The following is a 21411-nucleotide window of genomic DNA, read 5'->3' on the forward strand; positions in this document are numbered from 1 at the left end:
TTTTAGACCATCCTGCATGACACATTGAAAAAGAAAGTAGGCGAGCAGGCATGTTGACGATTGCAGCGTTTGCCATTGCATTTTTCTTCGCAATGAATATTGGAGCAAGTGGAACAGCAGCTGCTATGGGGCCAGCCTATGGCAGCGGCGCTGTACCGAATAAACGGATTGCGATGCTTCTTGTAGGAGTATTTGCATTCTTAGGGGCACTGGCCGGCGGTGAAGTAGTTCGGACGATCGGCAGCGGCATCATTCCTGCTGATATTGTAGATGTTGAGTTAGTAATCATTATTTTAGCATCAGCATGCTTAACCTTATTTATCGCCAATTTACTAGGTATTCCATTATCAACAAGTGAAGTCGTAGTAGGGGCGATTGTTGGGGCGGGGATAGCTTATCAAGCTCTTTACTTCGATAAATTGTTAGTCATTGTATCATTTTGGGTGATTGTCCCGGTTGTCGCGTTTATAGTTGCCTACTTAGCCGGTCACCTTGTAAATAAAGCGGAAAAAAAGTGGCCGCTCTTAACGGGTAAAGGGAAGTGGAGAAAGCCATTAGTCATTCTATTAATTGTCTGCGGCTGCTTAGAAGCATTTGCAGCTGGCATGAATAATGTAGCCAATGCAGTTGGCCCTCTTGTTGGGGCAGGGTTGATTGATGTGAGGACAGCTGTATTATTTGGAGGGGCTTTTGTCGCCTTGGGAGCACTGCTTTTAGGTGGGAAGGTGCTTGAGACAAACGGAAAGAAGATCACTAGACTCTCACTATTGCAAGGAAGCACGGTTTCCATTACAGGCGGCGGATTAGTCATTGTCGCGTCATTGTTCGGACTGCCGGTGCCACTTACTCAAGTGACGACTGGAGCCATTGTAGGAATTGGCACCGCTAAAAACGGGTTTAAGTTGTGGCAAAAAGGCATTTTGAAGCAAATTGCCAAAGTGTGGGTAGTATCTCCGGTATTTTCTCTTGTGATGAGTTACGGATTGATTCTACTGTTTAGGCAAGCAGATTACTATACGTTTTTCGTTATCTTTAGTGTTTTCTTAGCAACTATTGGTTCGATCAGCCTCTATATACAGGTGAAAACGGAACGAAGAACAACTTATGATGAGGGTGGAGGAATCTAATAGATCATCAGTTGGTTTATCCTTAAAACATAGTAAATAGATCAAATTAATTGGAGTGGTGTACAGGATGACTAATCAAAAAACTAACAATATCGTTTGGCATGAAGCAGCGATTACAAAAAAAGAACGTCAAAAAAAGAATGGACATCGCAGTGCCATATTGTGGTTTACCGGGCTGTCTGGAGCTGGAAAATCAACATTAGCAAATGCGCTTGAACAGGAATTGTTTAAACGTGGATTAAGCAGTTATATCCTTGATGGAGATAATGTTCGACATGGTTTAAATAAAGGGTTGGGGTTTAGTGATGATGACCGGAAAGAGAACATTAGAAGAATTGGTGAAGTGGCAAAATTATTTGTAGATGCTGGCAGTATTGTCTGCACAGCCTTCATTTCTCCTTTTAAAGAAGATCGCAACAATGTTCGAGCGTTAGTTGAGGATGATGAGTTTATTGAGATTTATGTAAAAGCCTCTCTTGAAACATGTGAATCTCGTGACCCGAAAGGCTTATACAAAAAAGCACGTACTGGAGAAATCCCTGAATTTACAGGAATTAGTTCCCCTTACGAAGAACCTGACCATCCAGAGCTGACGATTGACTCAGACTCTTTAAGTGTTGAGCAGTCCGTTGAGAAAATTACTTTGTACTTAGCAGATCGAGGCATTATTTAAGAAGAAAGAAACACGGTTCGAGCATCATTATGCTGCTCACCGTGTTTCTTTTTCGTCATGATTATCTTCCTGTAAGTGATTCTAATGCATTAGCGACATCAATTTCTCCGTGTCCGTAATACGCATCATGTCCTTCGGTTCCGAGGTCACGTGCGGTATTACGAATCACATCATAGACTTGCTCCACGTTTAAATCTGGACGCATCGCACGAATCAGCCCAGCTAGTCCAGCTACATGAGGGGAAGCCATTGAAGTTCCAGACATAACCGTGTACTGATTATTAGGGAACAAACTAGGAATATGTGCACCTGGAGCTGCCACATCAATATGCTGTCCGTAATTCGAGAAGAAGGCACGATTTCTAGTGTCATCGACTGCAGCTACAGTTAGTACTTCTTCATACTGTGCTGGATACATTGGGTCTTCGACGTTGTCATTTCCTGATGCTGCAATTAAGACCACGTCATTTTCATACGCATACCTTACTGCGTCTTGTAACACATCTGCGTGATAGTAATCCCCGAGGCTCATATTAATAACATCTGCCCCGTTATCAACCGCCCAATAAATCCCTTTTGCTACCTCATATGACGACCCTTCTCCGTTATCATTTAACACTTTAACAGGGAGGATCTTACTATGCCAAGAAACACCTGCGATGCCGGTTACGTTATTTGTCAGTGCGGCTGCTACTCCCGCTACATGTGTTCCGTGACCATGAGCATCTGAGTGGTCTGAAGATTCATCAAAAGCATTAAATCCAGTAAGAAGTTTATCTTTTAAGTCTTGATGTTCAGGGTCTACTCCTGTATCAAGGATGGCAATTGTTACATCTTTACCACCAGAAAGATTCCATCCCTCGCTCATTTCGATTTGCTCGAGATTCCACTGATAATCAGCGAAAAATTCGTCATTTGGTACAGTGGATTGAGGGGTGATGCCTGTTTGAGTAAATACATAGTTAGGCTCAGCAAATGCCAAATCATAATCTCTGCGAAGTCTTTGAATCAAAGCTTCGGTCGTTTCGGTTTCACTTTTCACCACGTAAAATGGATCGTTCTGCTTTACGACAGTTAAATCTTGATTATCTGTAAACCAAGCCGTATTATTTTGCGGACGCTTGAATTTGATTACTGCTTGATGTTCCACGTAAGTTAATTTTTCTTTATCTGGCTGTTCGGATTGAACCGCGATCTGCCAACCTAATTCTGGCACCGTTTCTGCCTTAATCGATTCTGGTAAATCAGCCGTGGTTTTCCAATCGATGTTAGGGTTATCACCTGAAACGAAGAAGTTACCGTTTGAGTCTGCTACAGCAGCAGTATTACGAATAAATGCTTTAACAAAGGAAAGATCTACTTCTCCAAGAATCGTATGTCCGCCTTCGCTTTTTTCACCCATTAACATATACATTTTGCCGTCTTGTTCATACGGGTCTGAGAACTCACTATTCATATGATGATGTGTGAGTAAATTGGAATTAGAAGTCGACATGTCTCCGACTATGATTTCAGGCTGATCATCTTTTAGAAGGGCAAATCCATTAAAATGAGGATGTTCCTGCACTTCTTCACTAAAGCGTTTTTGTATTTCTGAGTCCGTTAAATCAGCATCTCCCCAGCGCTGGAGCTGAGATGATAGTTGTTTTAAAAACATGGACGTGGTCAATGCTAGATCTTGCGCCATTAATTGGTCCATTGCATTCGTTTCTAATTTCTTTGGGATCTCTTTTGATTGAATTGCGATTTGGTTATCATCAATTAGAGCACGTCCTATCATTGCTAAAGCTAAACCCACTACAGCAACAATAGCAACGGTTTTTGCCATTCTCCACATTATCCTTGCTCCTTTGTCATGTTGTTTTTTTGATCATTAAAGAAATAAGCCATAAATAATTCATCGTCATATTGCCCGTTTAAGTAAGCTTGCTCTTTTTGTGTTCCTTCTATAACAAACCCGTATTTTTTATAAAGGGTGATGGCAATTTCATTAGATGCAAATACAGTGAGACACAGCTTGTGCAAGTTATGCATTCGACACCACTCAAAGGTATACTCCATAACCTTCTTGCCAATCCCTTTTCCTTGAGCATCTTCATGCAGCCAGGTTCGAAACAAGCCAGTATGTTTCTTCATTTCAAGTTCGCCTCTGACGACTCTTGCAATCCCTCTGGCTGCACCATTCACTTCGACAACGATATACATATTATCGTTCGCTTTCATTTCTTCAATGAATTGATGTTCTTCATCTAATGTACGAGGGCGCTCTTTTTGAATATAGGTGCCTTCTTTAATAATGGATGCAACAGAAGTAATAATGTCATATGCATCGCTTTTTTGAACGGGGCGTAATGTAACATCGGTATCATCTTTTGCGGTAAAGGTCATAATCAATGGTTCTTGGGCTACCACCATACATCTTTCCTCCTTAATGTTTCTTTATTGCTTAACTTAATTAATTAGGTGTCCAAAAGTAATTAGGGTCTTGTTCGATTACACTCTCTATAATGTGTGAAGCAGGGACAATTTGGACTTTATTTTTCTCAAGGTCACGAAGCGAGGATAAGATGCCTGCTGCTGTTTCTTCTCCTTTTACACCGACATGACCAATTCCTATCGCATCACCTTCAACTGCAGCCACTTTTTGTAACAGCCTCATTTGCTTTGCCACATGGGATCGCGAAGATAGAGAATCGTCTAGAAATACATCTCGTACTGAATAAGGGATACGACGTTCTTCAGCGAGCTCAGATATCACAGATTTATTACTCGTCCCGCTATCGATTACATACAAGCCGTGCTCTTTTACCACATCCAAAATAACGCCCATAATCCGCCGGTCTTCTACAATTTTGCTGCCCATATGATTATTTAGACCAACTGCATGGGGAACATCGTCAATCGCTTCTTCAACGCGTTTTCGTACTTCTTCATTAGAGAGGTCGCTTGTAATTCCTTTAGGACCAAGCCATGAAGCTTTTCCTTTTTTAGGTTCAAGAGGGAGGTGGATGATTACTTCAAGTCCAGCGTGATGAGCCTCTTCCGCTTGCTCAGTTGAGTATTCAAGAAATGGCATAACGGCCGCTGTAATAGGTATATCACCTTTTAAAAAAGATTCTACTCCTTTAACATTTCCTCCAAAGTCATCAATCACTATCGCTACTTTTTTCCATTCGTCCGCTTTAGCCGTGAAAGGAGTGCAGAATATAACAGAAGTTATAGAAAGAGATAAAACCATTACTAAAGAAAAGAAGGAAGGGTAAGCCTTCATGAGATCACTCCTCATTTATAATAGGTGTAGAGATAGTGTTCCGTTTCGAAGCTTATTCTATGAATCCATTCAGCACAAAAAAACTCATGCGCAGGCTTTGGACCTGGCATGAGTTATTTTCTTATATTAAACGCTGCATTTAATTGACCACGAAGCATTTTGTCGCGAACTTCTTTCTTCTTCATCATCTTTTGTTCTTGTCTTCTTATTTCGAACGTCTGCATCCCATCTTCCATTTTATTTGCAATGTCAATTAGGCGTTCGACATCTATAAATGAATACTTGCGTGTACCACCTTTTGTTCTTTCAGGGTAAATTAATTTTCTTTCTTCATAATAGCGGATCTTCCTCTCGCTTAATCCAGTTAGTTCACTTACTATCCCAATTGTAATCACTTTCTTATCTTTATAAGACATAACCAAGAAACACCTCTTTGATGGAGATTATTTATCTGTTTTAAAGTGAGAATGTTCTGACCTTTTGTCATACTATATCACATGGACAAGGGGTAGGTGAGAGGGTTTGTTAGATTTTCTGACAAATTTTCGATTGAACGATCATATTAAATAGTGAATGTACATTTTCTGAAAATTACGTTATACTTTATAAAACTTATAAATTAACTCGGAATAATAGATGTGAAAAGTTAAGAGGAGATGAAGAGATGAACAATGGAGGGTATGTGTATTTAGTTGGGGCAGGTCCTGGGGATTTGCAGCTCATGACATTGAAAGCTAGAAGATGTGTTGAGATGGCAGATGTTGTTCTCTACGACCGGCTGGTGAATCCATTATTGCTTGAATGGACGAAGCCGGACTGTGAGCATATTTATTGCGGGAAGTTACCTAAGCGGCACTTATTGAGACAAGAGGCCATAAATGAAAAGCTCGTTCAGTATGGGACTGAAGGCAAAATTGTCGTCAGGCTTAAAGGCGGTGACCCAAGTGTGTTTGGTCGAGTGGGGGAAGAGGCTCATGCTTTAGATGAAGCTGGCGTTCCTTATGAAATCGTTCCGGGGATCACAGCTGGAATTGGAGCGGCAACATATGCTGGTATTCCTGTGACGCATCGGAATCACAGTGCATCGTTTACCGTCGTAACGGGCCATGACAAGTCTGAAAAAGGAGAGCCTTTAATCGACTGGCAAGCACTTGCAAGAGGGAGCGATACAATTGCCTTTTATATGGGAGTGAAAAACCTCGGTTATATAGCTAATCAACTAACTCTGCACGGTAAGCCAAAAGAAACACCTGTTATTTTGATTCAATGGGGAACGTTAGGCAGTCAAAAAACCGTGAGCGGGACACTTGAAACGATTGCAGAAGAAGTAAGCAAATCAAACTTGACGAACCCTGCGATCACTTTAGTTGGTGATGTGGCCAACATAAGAAAAGAACCAAGCTGGTTTGAGCGTAAACCACTATTTGGTCAACATATCTTATTAGGCAGAACTTCAGGAAGCCAAGGTGCGATTGCTCATGAGTTAGAAGAACTAGGAGCTGAAGTATTCGAATTTCCACGTATGTATTCTAGGACAGCTGAAAAACCGCAAGCAGATTTTAGGGACTTTGATCAAATTGTCTTTTTATCGCCTGAAAGTGTTGAAATCTTTTTTAATTGGTTGAGAGCAGATAAGGTGGATCTACGGGATATAAGGGCTGCATTTCATGTGCGGTCAAAAAAATCAGAGAGGGCTTTAGAGAAGTACGGTTGTTTTACAAGTGAATTATCTAAGGTAAAGGATGGGTGTTCTAAGGTTCTGTTGCTAGGGAATGCACATTCAGCAAATGACAAAATCTTATTAACTGACACATGGGGTCCACACGAATATGTTATTACCCATCACGATTTGGTTGTCTCGTCTACAGATGTTACCTGTGAAAGACTAAAAGATGAAGGGCGTATTCAAACCATTGTCTTCCCAAGTGCTCAGTCTGTACAAACCGTCAGCGATCGGTTTATGAAAATGGGCTGGAGCATAGAGGAGATTAACGAAACAGTCAAAGTGATTTGTTTTGGTTCAATGTCAGAGAAGGCAGCTCTTTCTGCTGGTTATAAAGTAGATGTCGTGTTAGAATCTCCTACAAAAGAAGCACTCATTAAAGCTCTAATACAATCGAACATAACAGAGGTGGTTAAATAGTGAAAGCCATTTTATATGTAGGTCACGGAAGCCGGGTGAGGGCTGGAAATGAAGAATTAATCGCATTTATTAACCAAGTAAAGCTGCGGTTTCCCGAGGTTCCTATTCAGGAGCATAGTTTTATTGAACTTGCCGAACCGTCGATCGACCAAGGAATTAAAACATGTATTGAAAAAGGGGCAACAGACATTGCGGTCATTCCTGTTTTGCTGCTAACGGCCAATCATGCGAAATTTGATATTCCAAGAGAAATCGACCGCGCAAAAGCACAATATCCTAACGTACAGTTTTCTTACGGCCGCCCGTTTGGAGTGGAATCAACTTTAATCTCAATTTTAAAGAAGAGACTTGAATACAAAGGTTTAATAAGTGTTGAAGGCAGACCAACAGATGAGGAGCGTGAAGAGGTAAGTGTTCTGCTTGTAGGACGGGGCAGCAGTGATCCTGATGCAAACAGCGATTTAATGAAAATCTCTAGACTTTTATGGGAGGAAGCTCCGGTAAGTGAGATAGAGGTATGTTATATCGCGGCAACAAGACCATCTGTCGATCAAGGTTTGGAGAAAATTACTAGATCACCTTATAAAAAAGTATTCGTTCTTCCTTATCTTCTTTTCACCGGTGTCTTAATGAAAGGACTTCAAAAAAAATTAGACCAGTGGTCGCTTGAAACCGGAATAGAATCGATTTTATGCCCTTATTTAGGGTTTGATAATGATATGAAAGAAGTGTTGGTCAAGAGGGTAGAAGAAGTGTTAGCTAATCAGGTGAGGGTGAATTGTGATTTATGTGTTTATCGAATAGAAGCAGAAGAAAAAAAGCAGGTGACCCCTGAATGAATCTTCCTGTGATGATGGACCTTGAGGGACGGGAAGTAACGGTAGTTGGAGGGGGAAGAGTGGCGTGCCGCCAAATAAAGAAGCTTCGGCTTCAAAGAGCAGCCATTCATCTTATTTCGCCAGATATTATTGCAGAAATCGAAGACCTAGTTAGAGCAGGTGAAGTGAGCTTTGAAAAACGTGAAGTTAAGCCGAATGAATCGTTCTCATCTGACCTGCTCATTCTAGCTACCAATGATCAAGAATTAAATGAGGCGCTTTATCATAACCGGGAAGCTAGACAATGGGTCTATAATGCCTCAAATCAAGTAAAAAGTGATATCCACTTTCCTCACACTTTACAAAAAGGGGATTTAACGATTACAGTTTCAACAAATGGGGCAAGTCCGTTCTATGCTAAAGAGCTCTCAAAACAAATCGAAAACCAATTGCCAGTTGATATTGAAGATCAGCTCTTATTTTTAAAATGGGCAAGAGATCAGATTAAAAGCGCGTCTTTAAATTCAGTTGATAAAAAAGATCTGCTTACTCAAATGGTTCATCCTAATTGGCTTAACGATAAAGAGCGTGAAGAGAAGCTTCTGATTAAAGTAAAGAAATCAAGCATGAAATAAAGAAGCCTGATCCGGATAGGATCAGGCTGTTTGTTATTCTTTAGAGAAAGAAAGCTGTGCGATTGCATCATGCTGGTGAATCGATTCTTCATTACGGCACTCAATTTCAAATGAACGAATCGCTTCATTTTCATAAAGATCACTAGCTACAAGGCGAACAAGATCTTCTACAAAACGAGGATTCTCATATGCATGTTCTGTAACAGCTTTTTCATCAGGTCTCTTTAATACAGGGTAAAGAATGGAGCTGGCATTACTTTCTGCTGCTTCAAGCAGCGCTTGCTTCCAATCAATATCTTCCACGTCATCCACCACAGCACTCATCGTTACAAAGCCGCGCTGGTTGTGCGCACTGTACTCACTAATTTCTTTTGAACAAGGACATAAAGTAGTTACAGCAGCAACTAAAGTAATCTTTGATGTGTAACCTGTTTCTTCATTAAAGCTAACATCAAATGTTACATCTGCGTGAGCCATTCCTTCTTTCTTCATAGAAGGGCTTGATTTAGTAAAGAACCAAGGGAATGTAACCTTTACATCAGATGCTTTTTGTTTCATTTCACGAGCTAAGATGGCAGCAAACTCACGCAGCGTTTCAATTGAAAGAAGATGAGTTTGGAAATACATATGGAGCTGTTCTGTTAAACGGCTCATGTTAATCCCTTTGAATTCTGCATCTAAGCTTGTCGTCATGGCAAATTCGGCTGTAGTCGTTTGAGTTGTTGGTGCTAGGGCCGATTCAATCATCACAGGATACTTGACCTTTGAAATACCTACTTTTTGAATAGGGAAATAATAGTCATCTGGTTTATTTTGAAGATCTGGCATCTGATCTTTTTCTTTAGGCTTTGTTCCTTCAATTGGTTCCACTGAGCCGAAATGACGGTGCCTTTCAGCTTTAGGCGGCAATTGTCTATTCATCATCATCACTCCTGATTTATCCTCTAACATAATCTATAAGTAGAGTAAATTACATAAGAAATACGAAATTATCATACCATATTTTGTTCCAAGCAGAAAACAACTTGATTCGATATAGTTAAAAATTACTTATACAAGTTGTAAAGGTTGCATGCGCTGCTCCCTCATATTACACTACAAAAGGAAATGTAGACAAGGAAGTGAGCATACTTGAAAAAAGGAACGGGTATTTTAATAGCAGTTGCGCTAGTTTTAGTAGTGCTTGGGTTAACGATTCAAACAACCGTTCAACCTAATGATGAGAGAGTAATTGTTGATCACACAAAGAAAGTTTACAGTGCACCAGAGTGTTTTGATCAAGCTGAATTAACCAACAATCTTGAAGAGGTTACATATGGCTATGCAGTTGATCTAGGATATGATTCTGAATCATCTTGCACGGCTGAAGCACTTAAAAGTGAGAAAATGCCAGTATTGCTCTCGTGGTTCAGATAAGCTGACCCCCCGCATGAAAATGCGCGGGGATTTTTTTGTTTCTTTTCATTTATTCCAGCTGTTACATAATTCGCAAAGAGCTAGTGAAAGAAGGGGAGACATAATATAATGAAATGAACATAAAATATCCTTTATATGTGCTTAACCATACTCAATAATGCTTCTCCACTTTGAGCATTTGGGAGAATTGGGCAATGAATGGCGTAAAATGAATGAACTAGACGGGTGAGGCGAGGTAAGCTAAGTTAAGCGTTTGGTATGCGGGATGAGTAGGATAGATTCACTTTGCGGCAACGATATCATTGTGCTATAGTTAGAATGTTCAAATAATTAGATAAATAGAGAAAACGAGAGAAGTAAGGAGCTGGAGTGACAAGATGAAGGTAGCTAAATTTGGGGGAAGTTCCGTAGCTAGTGCAGAACAAATCAAAAAAGTAGCAGCAATTGTATCAGAGGATTCTGAGCGGAAAATTGTTGTCGTTTCTGCACCTGGAAAAAGAGATAGCAGCGACACGAAAGTTACAGATTTACTTATTCATTTAGGTGAAACATACCTGTCGAATGGCGAGGTAGAATTAGCCCTACAAGCCGTTGTAGAACGCTATGCTTCCATTGCCGAGGGTCTTGGTTTAGGGGGCAGTATTATTGCCACAATCGAAGCTGATCTCCGTGAGAGGTTAACATTTGACAGGAATCGTCCTGGGTCATTTATGGACTTAATTAAAGCTAGCGGCGAGGATAATAATGCTAAATTAATTGCGTCATACTTACAAAGTGTGGGCTTACCTGCAAAATATGTTAATCCTAAAGATGCAGGTTTATTAGTAAGTGATGAGCCTGGAAATGCTCAAGTGCTTCTAGAAGCTTACGATCATTTAAAAGAGCTGCGTAACACTGATGAAATCATTGTTTTCCCAGGTTTCTTTGGCTACTCAAAAGAAGGGACTCTTGTAACGTTCCCACGAGGCGGATCTGATATTACTGGTTCGATCTTAGCGGCCGGTGTGGAAGCTGACTTATATGAGAATTTTACAGACGTAGATTCTGTTTTTGCAGCGAACCCAAATGTCGTTTCAGAACCTGTGAAAATCAAGAAAATGACATATCGAGAAATGCGCGAGCTCTCGTATGCCGGATTTTCAGTTTTCCATGATGAAGCCTTAATTCCTGCATTCAGAAAAGGAATTCCTGTTTGTGTGAAAAATACCAACAATCCATCTTCCTCTGGAACGATGATTATCGCCGAACGAGAATATTTTCTAAATCCTGTAATTGGAATTGCGGCAGATGAAGGCTTTTCAACCATTTACGTTCGTAAATACTTAATGAATAGAGAAGTGGGCTTTGGACGAAGGCTTCTGCAAATTATTGAAGATGAAGGCTTGTCCTATGAACATATTCCATCGGGAATTGACGATACATCTGTCATTCTGAGACAATGTCAGTTAACTCATGAGATTGAAGAGCGGATCGTTGAACGTATCAGAATGGAACTTGGGGCAGATGATGTGTATATTGAAAAGGATTTTGCAATGATTATGATTGTCGGAGAAGGGATGCACAATACAGTTGGCGTGTCAGCTCGTATGACTGCTGCTCTGGCCCGTGCTAATGTGAATATTGAGATGATTAACCAAGGATCTTCTGAAGTGAGCTTAGTTATTGGGATTCATGAAAAAGATACAGACCGTGCAGTACGAGAACTGTATGCTGAATTTTTCGGTGCTGCAGTTGAAGTCGTTCAATAAATGGTAATACGCACACAAAAAAGGAGCTGTCTTTAGTCAGCTCCTTTTTGTTACCCTTTTTTTGTTTGCTGTTTATGCATTTGTTTAATGAGGTCTTTCATCTCTGCTACTTCATTACGCAGAGAAGCAAGCTCTTCTTTTGTATCTGCCTCTTTATCATCTAATTCTGATTTGAGTTCTTCTTCGTTTGCTTTTTCAACGTTATTAACGATAACACCGATAAATAAGTTAAAGACAATAAATGTCCCTACTAAAATAAAGATGACAAAATAAATCCAAGACCACCAAACCTCTGCAAAAATCGGCCTCATGACACCGCTTGCCCAAGATTCAAGTGTAACAACTTGGAATAATGTTAATAAAGAAAGCTGTAAGTTACCAAAGTACTCAGGTGCTACAGAAGCAAATAACATCGTTCCAATCACAGCAAAAATATAGAAAATAATTCCCATCAGGATCATAATGTTTCCTAAAGCCGGGATGGTCATCAGCAAAGCATCGACTAAACGACGCAGAGAAGGAATGACAGAAATGGCACGTAATACGCGAAGAACGCGCAGGATACGAAGAACCGTTACAAAATGAGCACCGGCAAAGACATGACCGGCAAGAACGATTAATAAATCAAACCAGTTCCAGCTGCTTTTAAAAAAAGATTTAGTCGGTCTCGCTGCGATAAAACGCAGTGTAATCTCAATTGTAAATATCCAAAGTAAGGCTAAATCTGCTGCGTAGAACCAATCATTATAACCTTGATAAACAGTAGGATATGTTTCAAGGCCTACAATAATGGCATTAATGATAATCAAGGTAATAATAGTTGGGGTAAAGGCCTTATGAAAGACGATACGCTGAGCTAAGGCTACTAATGGTGGAACTTGTTGTTCGGCTGGATTGTTTTCCATTTACATAATAACTCCTTCTTGCATTTTATTCTGCTATTTCGATATGCACACTTTCCTATTTTACTAGATAAGAAGTCAACAAGACAAGCTGACGTTTCTTTTTATATATGTGCAATCCCTTCAGCAGTAATTGAAAACCGAAATCGAAATAACCACTTCGAAAGCGAGGTAAATTATTTCGTCATTCGGATTTATTCTGCTATGATCAATAATAATAGAAAAGGGAGGGTGAATATGAAAAAAGAATCACCTATTATTATTCTAGGGGCAGGGTTAACAGGACTATTTGCTGCACAAGAATTAAAAAAGAAAGGCATCCCGTCTCTTCTCATTGAAAAAGGGAGAAGTGTAGGGGGCAGGATGGCTACAAGAAGAATCCAAGGCGGTAGAGCCGATCATGGAGCTCAATTTTTTACAGCAAGATCAGATGTTATGAAAAGTTTAGTAGACAGCTGGATGGAAGAGGGCACTGTTAATGAGTGGACAAAGGGCTTTCACCAAATGGACCTAGGCGGTCAAGTTCATCTAGAGGCAGATGGTTATCCGCGGTATGTAGGCTCAACTGGTATGAACGCGCTTACAAAATCACTTGTTGATGAGAATGATATTCTTTTAAATCATCGTGCTGTTCATCTTGATTATCAAAAGCAACAATGGCAGTTGGAAGTCATAAATGAGCAGGATTCTGTAACAGAAACAATACAAGCGGCAGGAATTATATCAACCATTCCGATCCCTCAAGTCCTCACCTGGATGAACCTCGAGCTGTTAGAAAGTGATATAAAGATGGAGCTTGCAAATATTACGTATGATCCTTGCATTTGTTTGATGGTTACGTTAAGAAATGTCAGCAGAATTCCTCCTAAGGGCGGTATACAGGGAGATGGAAATGTAGCTTTTATAGGAGACAATCAACAAAAAGGAATATCGACCAAACCGATCATTACGATCCATGCCTCAGGAGAATGGAGTTCTAACAATTTCGATGCTGCCGATGACGAGGTCACTTCATCCTTATTAAAGCAAGTAGAATCACTCATCTCTCCTAATGAAGTAGAAGAAGTACAAGTGAAGAGGTGGAGGTATGCAAAGCCACGGTCACTATATCCAGACAGGGTGCTTGCTACAACATATCCGAGTCCTATAGTGTTTGCAGGAGATTGCTTTAAAGAAGGGAAAGTAGAAGGCGCTGTATTATCTGGAATGGAAGCAGGAAAACGAATGAGCAGGTACTTAAAGAAATAGAGGCTGGTGGCATAACTAACGTATATGACTCAGCATATGAACAAAGCGTTAGTATAGTGGATGAAACATAACGAAGATTCGAATGCGAAAAGAAGATGTTCACTGAAAAAATACTAGTTTGTGAGTTACAGGATAACCCCCTTCTCGCTCCGTTGATTGGAGCGGAAGGTACGAGACTCCTGCGGGAAGAGCGTTGGCCATGGGAGACCCCACAGGAGTGCAACGACGAGGAGGCTCCCGGTCCGCCCGCGGAAAGCGAGTACCTGCAGCGGAAATCAACAACTACTGTCAGGGCGAATCAGTGGCTTCAACTAAAGCAAAGTTGAGATTCCACCTGCCAAGCCTGAGGACTCGTGTTATCCCAGCCTCTATAATTATTTTGATTCTGTAAACACAGATCCTAATTCCTTCGAACGGGCAATGGCTTTTAAGATAGCATCATGCATGGCATCCTGGCCATTACGTTCACTTAAAAGCGTGATGCCAGCTTCCGTTGTTCCGTTTGGACTCATCACTTCCTCATATAATTCCCGAGATGATTTTGATGTGTCTTGAAGTCGTTTTCCAACTCCGACAACTGTTTGCGTAATTAAAGCTGTCGCTTCCTCACTTGTTAATCCACTCTCAACAGCCGCCTTCTCCATCGCTTCAATGAGATAATAAAAGTAAGCAGGGCCGCTGCCGGCTACGCCGGTGACAGCATCCATTTTTTCTTCTGGAACGACAGTTACCGTACCTACAGCTGAAAATAATAGCGACACCGTTTCTAAGTCATCACTTGTTGAATATCTGCCAGCACAGATGGCGGTTGCTGATGCTCCTACTTTAGCAGAAGTATTTGGCATCGTCCGAACCACTCTGCTCTTTGTGCCAGATAAATCCTCAATATAACTAGAAGGGATCCCTGCAATAACTGAAATAATCAGCTTATCGTTATTTACTTTCTCTTTAATTTCTCGTACAGCTTCTTCAATATTTTTAGGTTTCATCGCTAAAACAATAATTTCCGCTTGTTCCACAGCCCATGTACGGCTTGTGGTTGTTTGAATGTTGTATCTCATTTTTAATTTTTCGAGCTTATTTGTATCTGACAGGTTTGTGGCAATGATGTTATGTGGGTCTACGATTTGGTTTCGTATAAGTCCGCCAATGATTGCCTCTGCCATGGCACCTGCACCTAAAAAAGTAATCGTTTTATTAGTTAACATAAGTCACCTATCCTTTAATTTGTCCGTTCCCTAAAATCAGGTATTTGTTTGAAGTCAGGGCGTTCAGTCCCATTGGCCCTCTAGCATGTAATTTCTGTGTGCTTATTCCAATTTCGGCCCCAAAACCAAATTCAAATCCATCCGTAAACCTGGTTGACGCGTTGTGATAAATAGCAGCTGCATCCACAAAATTTTGGAATATATGGACATGTTCTTTAGTCTCGCTGATGATGGCTTCAGAATGTTTTGTGCCGTATTTTCGTATATGTCCAATCGCTTCATCAATAGAAGGGACGATTCGAACAGCAAGTTTTAAATCTAAATATTCATCTGCCCAATCAGATTCTGTGGCTTCCTTAACGCGCTCATCCATTGAACAAGCAGTCTGATCTCCGAAAAAGGTTACCCCTCTTTCTTCAAGTTGGTCAAGCAGACTTTGTAAATGTTCATTTGCAAAGTCTTGATGGATGATTACTGTTTCTGCTGCATTACATACAGATGGACGCTGTGTTTTCGCGTTGACGACAATTGATTTTGTTAGCTCGAAATCAGCTGAATGATCAACATAGATGTGACAATTTCCTACACCTGTCTCAATGACTGGGACGGTTGCTTTTTCAATGACTGCCTGAATTAAGGAAGCTCCCCCTCGTGGAATAAGTACATCTACATATTCGTTGCATGTAAATAGGTGTTCCGCCGTCGCTCGATTTGTATCTTCAATTAACTGAATCGTCTCTACAGGAAGTGAAACCTTTTTAAGCGCGCCTTGTAATACATTGACTAGGGCTATATTAGAATGAATGGCTGTAGAGCTGCCTCGTAAAATGACTGCATTTCCTGTTTTTAGACATAAGGCCGCTGCATCAACTGTGACATTCGGCCTTGCTTCATAAATCATGCCGACAACTCCTAGCGGCACGCGTACGTTTTGAATATGAAGCCCGTTAGGTCTTTCCCATTCACTCGTCACTTCACCTACAGGGTCATTTAGTTCTGCTACTTGTTCAGCGGCAGAGGCAATTTCTTCTAAACGGTCTGCAGTAAGAGTAAGGCGGTCAATCATCGTTTCACTCATCCCGTTTGCTCTTTGAGTTTCTACATCTTTTGCATTTTCATTTATTAAAAATTCCTGGTTTATTCTAAGTTCATCAGCAATGACTTTGAGAGCAGCATTTTTTTGATCTGTTGTTAAGTTTGCTAAAAGATGGGCAATTTCTTTTGCATTTTTTGCTTTTGTGTATACTTCATTCATTTCTAGATTCTCTCCTTTGTGAGTGGGACCCACTGATCACGGTGAATGGCCACTGGTTTAGTCAGCTTGATTTGTTCATTGGCTTGATTGCTTTGCATGCCTTTAATCAACATTAAATCACTAGCAGACAGTGTCGTTTGTCCTTTGCCAATGACTGCATTTTTTTCATTTACAATTTCAACGACATCATTTTCGTGAAAACGTCCAATAACGTCTACTACACCAACTGGCAGCAGGCTTTTGCCTTCAAAAAGCAAGGCTCGCTCTGCTCCTTTATCGATTTTGATTTGGCCAGATGCCTCAGAGTGCACTGCCAGCCATTGTTTAGAAGCGGGCATAACGCTCGCATGTTTGAATGATCCAATATACGTTCCATCACCTTTACCTAGCAAGAGATCTTCAAGTGTTGTCTCCCCGCTGGATTTTCCGATAAACACATTCACTCCAAAAGGGGTAGCTGTCTTAGCTGCCATTAGTTTAGATTTCATTCCACCTGTGCCGACCTTAGACCCTGAATCACCTGCATAAGCGAAAAGGTCTTCAGTTACTTCAGGAATATAGTGAAACTTTTTAGCGTTAGGGTTTTGATTTGGATTGGAATCATATAGACCATTCACATCCGTAATCATACAAAGGGCATCGGCATGTATAAACCCGCTGACTAGAGCGGAAAGCATGTCATTATCACCGAAAGTTAACTCTTCTATCGAAGTTGAGTCGTTTTCATTAATGATCGGAATAGCTGAACGCTTCAATAATTCAGTTAACGTTTGCAAGGCATTTTGGTAACGCTTCTGATCTTTAAAGTCTTCTCTAGTTAAAAGCAGCTGAGCAGCTGTAAGATCGTGTGCTGCAAATTCTGCAAGATAAGCTTGCATTAACAATCCTTGACCAACTGCAGCAGCAGCTTGTTTGCCTGCTGTTGTGGAAGGACGGGATGGATAACCGAGCGCAGAAAAACCTGCCGCTATTGCCCCAGAAGATACTAATACGACTTCATGGCCAAGTTTTTTTGCATAAGCAATGGCCCTGACATGCTCGCGTAATTTTGTCAGACATAGCGAGCCATTAGCGCCTGTAAGGGAGCTGCTTCCTACTTTCATAACTAATCGTTGACGGTTCATAATCAATGCCTTCTTTCTTTGGATCATTTATATTACATGCATCTTGTCTTTACTAAATAAAAAACCCTTCCATCCTTATCTATAAATAAGGACGGAAGGGTTGCATCCGCGGTACCACCTTGATTGGCATAAAATTATGCCCGCTCTAACATCCGTATCGTGGATGAGACGGTCAGGCTTTTACCAGACTGCTCAAGGGCAGGTTCCGCTACAACAGGGGTGATGGTCTTCTCAGCCGGTGAGACCACTCTCTTTTCACATGAAGTATGCGTACTATTCCCAATCAACGCACATTTGATTTAATTTTTATTATTATAATCATGCAAGCTTTTTTAGTCAAGTAGAAATCTGAAGATTCACACAACTTTAAAGCGCTTTCATAGAAAACTTTTGCTACTTATATTGGACCGGGTTACACTAATAAAGGATCCTTTATTATATGTAGGAGTGAGATCATGAGTGAGTTTACACGTCTAGAAAACAAAGTATTATGGATAACAGGTGCATCAAGCGGTCTAGGAAGACAATTAGCTATAGATGCGGCAGCCGCTGGTGCGGTCCTGGTGTTATTAGCTAGAAATGAAGCTAAGCTTAAAGAGGTGCAGCAAGTCATCCAAGAAACTTCCGGTCGAGCTCATATTTATACACTTGATATTAGCAAAACCGAGGACATAGAAGCAAGTGTCAAAAACATATTCGAAAAAGTCCAAAGAGTTGATATACTTATTAATAATGCTGGCTTTGGGGTATTTGATTATGCAGATCGAATGAATTCAGCGGATACGAAAGAAATGTTTGATGTGAATGTTCTTGGACTGATTGAAATGACGAGAGCGGTACTTCCATTAATGAAAGAAGCGAATCAAGGTCATATCATCAATGTCGCCTCTCAAGCAGGGAAACTCGCAACACCTAAATCAAGTGTATATGCTGCTACAAAGCATGCAGTATTAGGATACACGAATGCTCTTCGTCTTGAGCTAGAAGATACAAGTCTTCATGTAACAGCTGTGAACCCTGGTCCGATTCGTACTCCTTTTTTTGACCGGGCTGATGAGGATGGGAGCTATGTGGCTAATATTGAAAAGTTCATGCTGACCCCGGAATACGTATCAAAAGAAATTTTAAAAGTGATTGAAAAGCCAAAACGGGAAATTAATCTTCCGAAATGGATGGGGTTTGGATCAAAACTATACCAGTTGATGCCTGGTGTGGTAGAGAAGCTTGCGGGCAGTAAATTACGACAGAAATAAAATGGAGGTAAAAGTGAAAAATACATTCCATTGCTGTGCGACCTGTATTCATTTTAAGGCAGCCAGGGTTAATGATCACATGCACTATTTTTGCCAAAGACTTGGGTATGAAACCAAGCCTTCTTATCAATTTTCATGTTGGGAGCCGAAAGAACAAGTAAAGAAGCTGATGAAGAAGCGTCTTTCCTCTGATGAGTGATAAAAGAACCTAGTAAAAACTATGGTAAATGAATCAGCCTCCCATAAACATGTGACTAACCATGTCAATAAAAAATCAAGGTCCATCTCGGACCTTGATTTTTTTGTTTAGAAGAAATCTAAATCTCTTTGTTGATTGATTTGCTCAGGCTTCTTTGCAGGATCATCTTCCGGTGTATAAGCAATTAAAATGACACCAAGATCTTGCTCAAGCTGACGGACAGTTTGTAATTGATTTTGCTCTAAACGAGCTACGGGATAATTCATGTAAATCACCTCTACTCCTATTATTTACTTAGAAGTACTCTCTATACAAAACACGAGGAATGAACTTCAATTAAAAAAATCGCACTTTTGGGTAATCGCCTGAATAACATAATTTATGGGTAGAGGACCTTAAGCTGTGCAGGTTTTAGAGAGAAAATGTGATATTTCCCAAGAGGGGCTGATAAAATATGTGTGGTATTACTGGGTGGATTGACTGGCGGCGCGATATGAGAAAAGAAGAAGCGGAAGTATTAAAGATGGCTGAAACCCTCAATAGAAGGGGTCCAGATGATATGAATGTGTGGACTTCTAAGCATGTGGGCTTTGGTCACGCAAGACTTATTGTTGTTGACCCAGAAGGCGGAATACAGCCGATGAGCAGAACGTATAAAAATAAAACCTATACGATATGTTATAACGGTGAATTATACAATACAGAAGATATTCGTAAAGAGCTGCTATCAGCTGGTCATGACTTTAGCGGCCATTCCGACACTGAGGTATTATTGAAGTCCTATATTGAATGGGGTTATCAATGCCTCGAGAAATTAAATGGAATTTTTGCATTTGCTATTTGGAATGATCAAGATGAAAGTCTGTTTATGGCAAGAGATAGACTTGGAGTGAAGCCCCTGTTTTACACAGTACGAAACGGATGTTTACTATTTGGTTCGGAGTTGAAAGCACTCCTGGCTCACCGTGATATAGAGCCTGTTGTTGACAGGGAAGGTATTGCAGAAATTATGGGGCTAGGACCGTCGCGAACACCTGGCCATGGGGTGTTCAAAGATATAAATGAGCTTCGTCCTGCTCACATGTTAATTTATGACCGGAATGGTGCGAAAATCAGCCGTTACTGGACACTTAAAAGTAAACCCCACCCCCATTCAATGGAGGAAACCGCTGCACATATCCGTGAATTAATGGAGGATATTGTAGAGAGGCAATTATTTGCTGATGTACCAGTCGGTTTATTTTTATCTGGGGGGGTAGATTCAAGTGCATTAACAGCTCTAGCTGCAAAGGTACATGATAAGCAAGGCTTGGGTGCCGTTCGGAGTTATTCGGTTGATTATGATGAAAATGATAAATACTTTAAAGCAAATGATTTTCAGCCAAATGCAGATGGACCCTGGATAAAGCTCGTTTCTGATTCATTTAAAACAAAGCATTATAATGCCATTATTTCTATTGATGAACTAGCAAATCAACTGAAAGAAGCTGTTCGGGTACGGGATTTACCGGGCATGGCAGATATAGATTCATCTCTTCTATGGTTTTGTAGGGAAATAAAGAAAGATGTGACAGTGGGGCTCTCTGGCGAGTGTGCGGATGAAATTTTCGGAGGATACCCGTGGTTTCATAAACCTGAGATCATGAATGTTGATATGTTTCCATGGATGCGCTCCATTGATGAGCGGCAAGATTTATTAAATGAAAAATGGCAGAAGAAAATTAATTTAAAAAGATATGTGTACGACAGGTATAAAGAAACGATCTCTGAAACTCCAAGATTTAATGGTGACACGAAAGAAGAAGCACGAAGGAGAGAGATCTCTTATTTAAATATCATTTGGTTTATGACCAATTTATTAGATAGAAAAGATCGTATGAGTATGGGGGCAAGTCTTGAAGTTCGTGTTCCATTTTCAGATCACCGCTTAGTTGAGTATGTATGGAATATCCCGTGGGAGATGAAACAATTAGGCGGAAGAGAAAAAGGAATTCTGCGAAAATCATTAGAGGGCTTATTGCCAGATGAGATTTTGTATCGAAAGAAAAGTCCTTATCCTAAGACCCATCACCCGAGCTACACAGAAGCTGTTCAAAAAGGGATCCAAGAGATTCTGGCTCAAGATGACTCGCCCATTTTTGAATTTATTAATAAAGAAAAGCTGAGAGAAATAGCTGATAGCGGAGGGCTTTCAACAGGCACCCCTTATTTTGGGCAGTTGATGGCAGGACCGCAGCTTTTAGCGCATTTTATTCAGATGGACTTTTGGCTGAGAGAGTACGGAGTCAAAATAGAAGGATAATTAGAGAACGGCCTTACGTTGTAGGGCTGTTTTTTTATATTGTAGATTTATTTAGAGGTTGCATGTATAGGTAAGTTGAAGTAAGATAT

At 40.5% G+C, this 21411-nt stretch carries 20 protein-coding genes and 1 other annotated feature; of the genes, 10 read left to right on the forward strand and 10 right to left on the reverse strand.

The genetic code is table 11. The annotated features are described in order from the left end of the window. Positions 1-50: 50 nt before the first annotated feature. Positions 51-1127: a sulfate permease gene (gene cysP, locus PQ478_RS06540; RefSeq protein ID WP_289236207.1), complete on the forward strand. Its 1077-nt coding sequence runs from the start codon at positions 51-53 to the stop codon at positions 1125-1127. 67 nt (positions 1128-1194) lie between these two features. Next, entirely contained in the window at positions 1195-1800 is a 606-nt protein-coding gene (cysC, locus tag PQ478_RS06545) for an adenylyl-sulfate kinase (RefSeq protein WP_289236208.1), read from the forward strand. 61 nt (positions 1801-1861) lie between these two features. Here cysC and PQ478_RS06550 read toward each other — a convergent pair whose 3' ends face one another. The 4 genes from PQ478_RS06550 to PQ478_RS06565 all read right to left on the reverse strand — a co-directional run bounded on the left by PQ478_RS06550 (position 1862) and on the right by PQ478_RS06565 (position 5487). Further along, complete coding sequence (locus PQ478_RS06550; RefSeq protein WP_289236209.1) at positions 1862-3637, reverse strand: S8 family peptidase; 1776 nt, start codon at positions 3635-3637, stop codon at positions 1862-1864. Further along, positions 3637-4215 carry a GNAT family N-acetyltransferase gene (locus tag PQ478_RS06555; protein ID WP_083633523.1) on the reverse strand — a complete coding sequence of 193 codons (579 nt, stop codon included), beginning with the start codon at positions 4213-4215 and terminating at the stop codon, positions 3637-3639. The genes PQ478_RS06550 and PQ478_RS06555 overlap by 1 nt, the downstream gene beginning before the upstream one ends. Before the next feature lie 40 nt (positions 4216-4255). Next, positions 4256-5071: a divergent polysaccharide deacetylase family protein gene (locus PQ478_RS06560; protein WP_075683446.1), complete on the reverse strand. Its 816-nt coding sequence runs from the start codon at positions 5069-5071 to the stop codon at positions 4256-4258. A gap of 113 nt (positions 5072-5184) precedes the next feature. Beyond that, positions 5185-5487, reverse strand: a complete 303-nt coding sequence (locus PQ478_RS06565; RefSeq protein WP_075683447.1) for a MerR family transcriptional regulator — start codon at positions 5485-5487, stop codon at positions 5185-5187. A 248-nt stretch (positions 5488-5735) separates the two neighbouring features. Between PQ478_RS06565 and cobA the strand changes: the two genes are divergently transcribed. From cobA to PQ478_RS06580, 3 genes are read left to right on the forward strand one after another with little or no spacing between them, the layout of a single operon-like run. Then, positions 5736-7214, forward strand: a complete 1479-nt coding sequence (gene cobA / locus PQ478_RS06570; RefSeq protein ID WP_289236210.1) for a uroporphyrinogen-III C-methyltransferase — start codon at positions 5736-5738, stop codon at positions 7212-7214. Further along, positions 7214-8053, forward strand: coding sequence for a sirohydrochlorin chelatase (locus PQ478_RS06575; protein WP_289236211.1), 840 nt, complete (start codon positions 7214-7216; stop codon positions 8051-8053). Before cobA ends, PQ478_RS06575 begins: the two co-directional genes overlap by 1 nt. Then, on the forward strand, positions 8050-8667 hold the full coding sequence (locus tag PQ478_RS06580) for an NAD(P)-dependent oxidoreductase (protein ID WP_075683450.1): 618 nt from the start codon (positions 8050-8052) through the stop codon (positions 8665-8667). Before PQ478_RS06575 ends, PQ478_RS06580 begins: the two co-directional genes overlap by 4 nt. A 33-nt stretch (positions 8668-8700) precedes the next feature. Here PQ478_RS06580 and folE2 read toward each other — a convergent pair whose 3' ends face one another. Beyond that, positions 8701-9591, reverse strand: coding sequence for a GTP cyclohydrolase FolE2 (folE2, locus tag PQ478_RS06585; RefSeq protein WP_175585185.1), 891 nt, complete (start codon positions 9589-9591; stop codon positions 8701-8703). Positions 9592-9798: 207 nt separating this feature from the next. Here folE2 and PQ478_RS06590 point away from each other — a divergent pair, with 207 nt between their 5' ends. Continuing rightward, positions 9799-10083, forward strand: coding sequence for a hypothetical protein (locus PQ478_RS06590; protein WP_289236212.1), 285 nt, complete (start codon positions 9799-9801; stop codon positions 10081-10083). Between the two features lie 377 nt (positions 10084-10460). Next, the gene (locus tag PQ478_RS06595) at positions 10461-11831 is read left to right on the forward strand and encodes an aspartate kinase (RefSeq protein WP_289236213.1); all 1371 of its coding nucleotides are present in this window, start codon (positions 10461-10463) and stop codon (positions 11829-11831) included. Between the two features lie 50 nt (positions 11832-11881). Here PQ478_RS06595 and PQ478_RS06600 read toward each other — a convergent pair whose 3' ends face one another. Then, a complete protein-coding gene (locus PQ478_RS06600; RefSeq protein ID WP_012958300.1) occupies positions 11882-12736 on the reverse strand; it encodes an ion transporter in 855 nt (284 codons plus the stop codon). 234 nt (positions 12737-12970) lie between these two features. Between PQ478_RS06600 and PQ478_RS06605 the strand changes: the two genes are divergently transcribed. After that, positions 12971-13981, forward strand: a complete 1011-nt coding sequence (locus PQ478_RS06605; RefSeq protein ID WP_289236214.1) for an NAD(P)/FAD-dependent oxidoreductase — start codon at positions 12971-12973, stop codon at positions 13979-13981. 374 nt (positions 13982-14355) lie between these two features. Here PQ478_RS06605 and proC read toward each other — a convergent pair whose 3' ends face one another. Genes proC through proB form a run of 3 tightly spaced genes read right to left on the reverse strand, consistent with a single transcriptional unit; the run spans position 14356 to position 17568 of the window. Continuing rightward, a complete protein-coding gene (proC, locus tag PQ478_RS06610; RefSeq protein ID WP_289236215.1) occupies positions 14356-15189 on the reverse strand; it encodes a pyrroline-5-carboxylate reductase in 834 nt (277 codons plus the stop codon). A 7-nt stretch (positions 15190-15196) separates the two neighbouring features. Continuing rightward, a complete protein-coding gene (locus tag PQ478_RS06615; protein ID WP_289236216.1) occupies positions 15197-16444 on the reverse strand; it encodes a glutamate-5-semialdehyde dehydrogenase in 1248 nt (415 codons plus the stop codon). Positions 16445-16446: 2 nt separating this feature from the next. Continuing rightward, entirely contained in the window at positions 16447-17568 is a 1122-nt protein-coding gene (gene proB, locus PQ478_RS06620; RefSeq protein WP_289236217.1) for a glutamate 5-kinase, read from the reverse strand. 84 nt (positions 17569-17652) lie between these two features. After that, positions 17653-17864: a binding site (T-box leader), on the reverse strand. A gap of 159 nt (positions 17865-18023) precedes the next feature. Between proB and PQ478_RS06625 the strand changes: the two genes are divergently transcribed. Further along, on the forward strand, positions 18024-18821 hold the full coding sequence (locus PQ478_RS06625) for an SDR family NAD(P)-dependent oxidoreductase (protein ID WP_289236218.1): 798 nt from the start codon (positions 18024-18026) through the stop codon (positions 18819-18821). Positions 18822-19127: 306 nt separating this feature from the next. Here the strand turns inward: PQ478_RS06625 and PQ478_RS06635 are convergent, their stop codons facing one another. Then, positions 19128-19286 carry a hypothetical protein gene (locus PQ478_RS06635; protein ID WP_022626978.1) on the reverse strand — a complete coding sequence of 53 codons (159 nt, stop codon included), beginning with the start codon at positions 19284-19286 and terminating at the stop codon, positions 19128-19130. A gap of 188 nt (positions 19287-19474) precedes the next feature. Here PQ478_RS06635 and asnB point away from each other — a divergent pair, with 188 nt between their 5' ends. After that, a complete protein-coding gene (asnB, locus tag PQ478_RS06640; protein WP_289236219.1) occupies positions 19475-21322 on the forward strand; it encodes an asparagine synthase (glutamine-hydrolyzing) in 1848 nt (615 codons plus the stop codon). The last annotated feature ends 89 nt before the right edge of the window (positions 21323-21411 follow it).

Origin of the sequence: Alkalihalophilus pseudofirmus, assembly GCF_029094545.1 — a bacterium.
GTDB lineage: Bacteria > Bacillota > Bacilli > Bacillales > Bacillaceae_D > Alkalihalophilus > Alkalihalophilus pseudofirmus.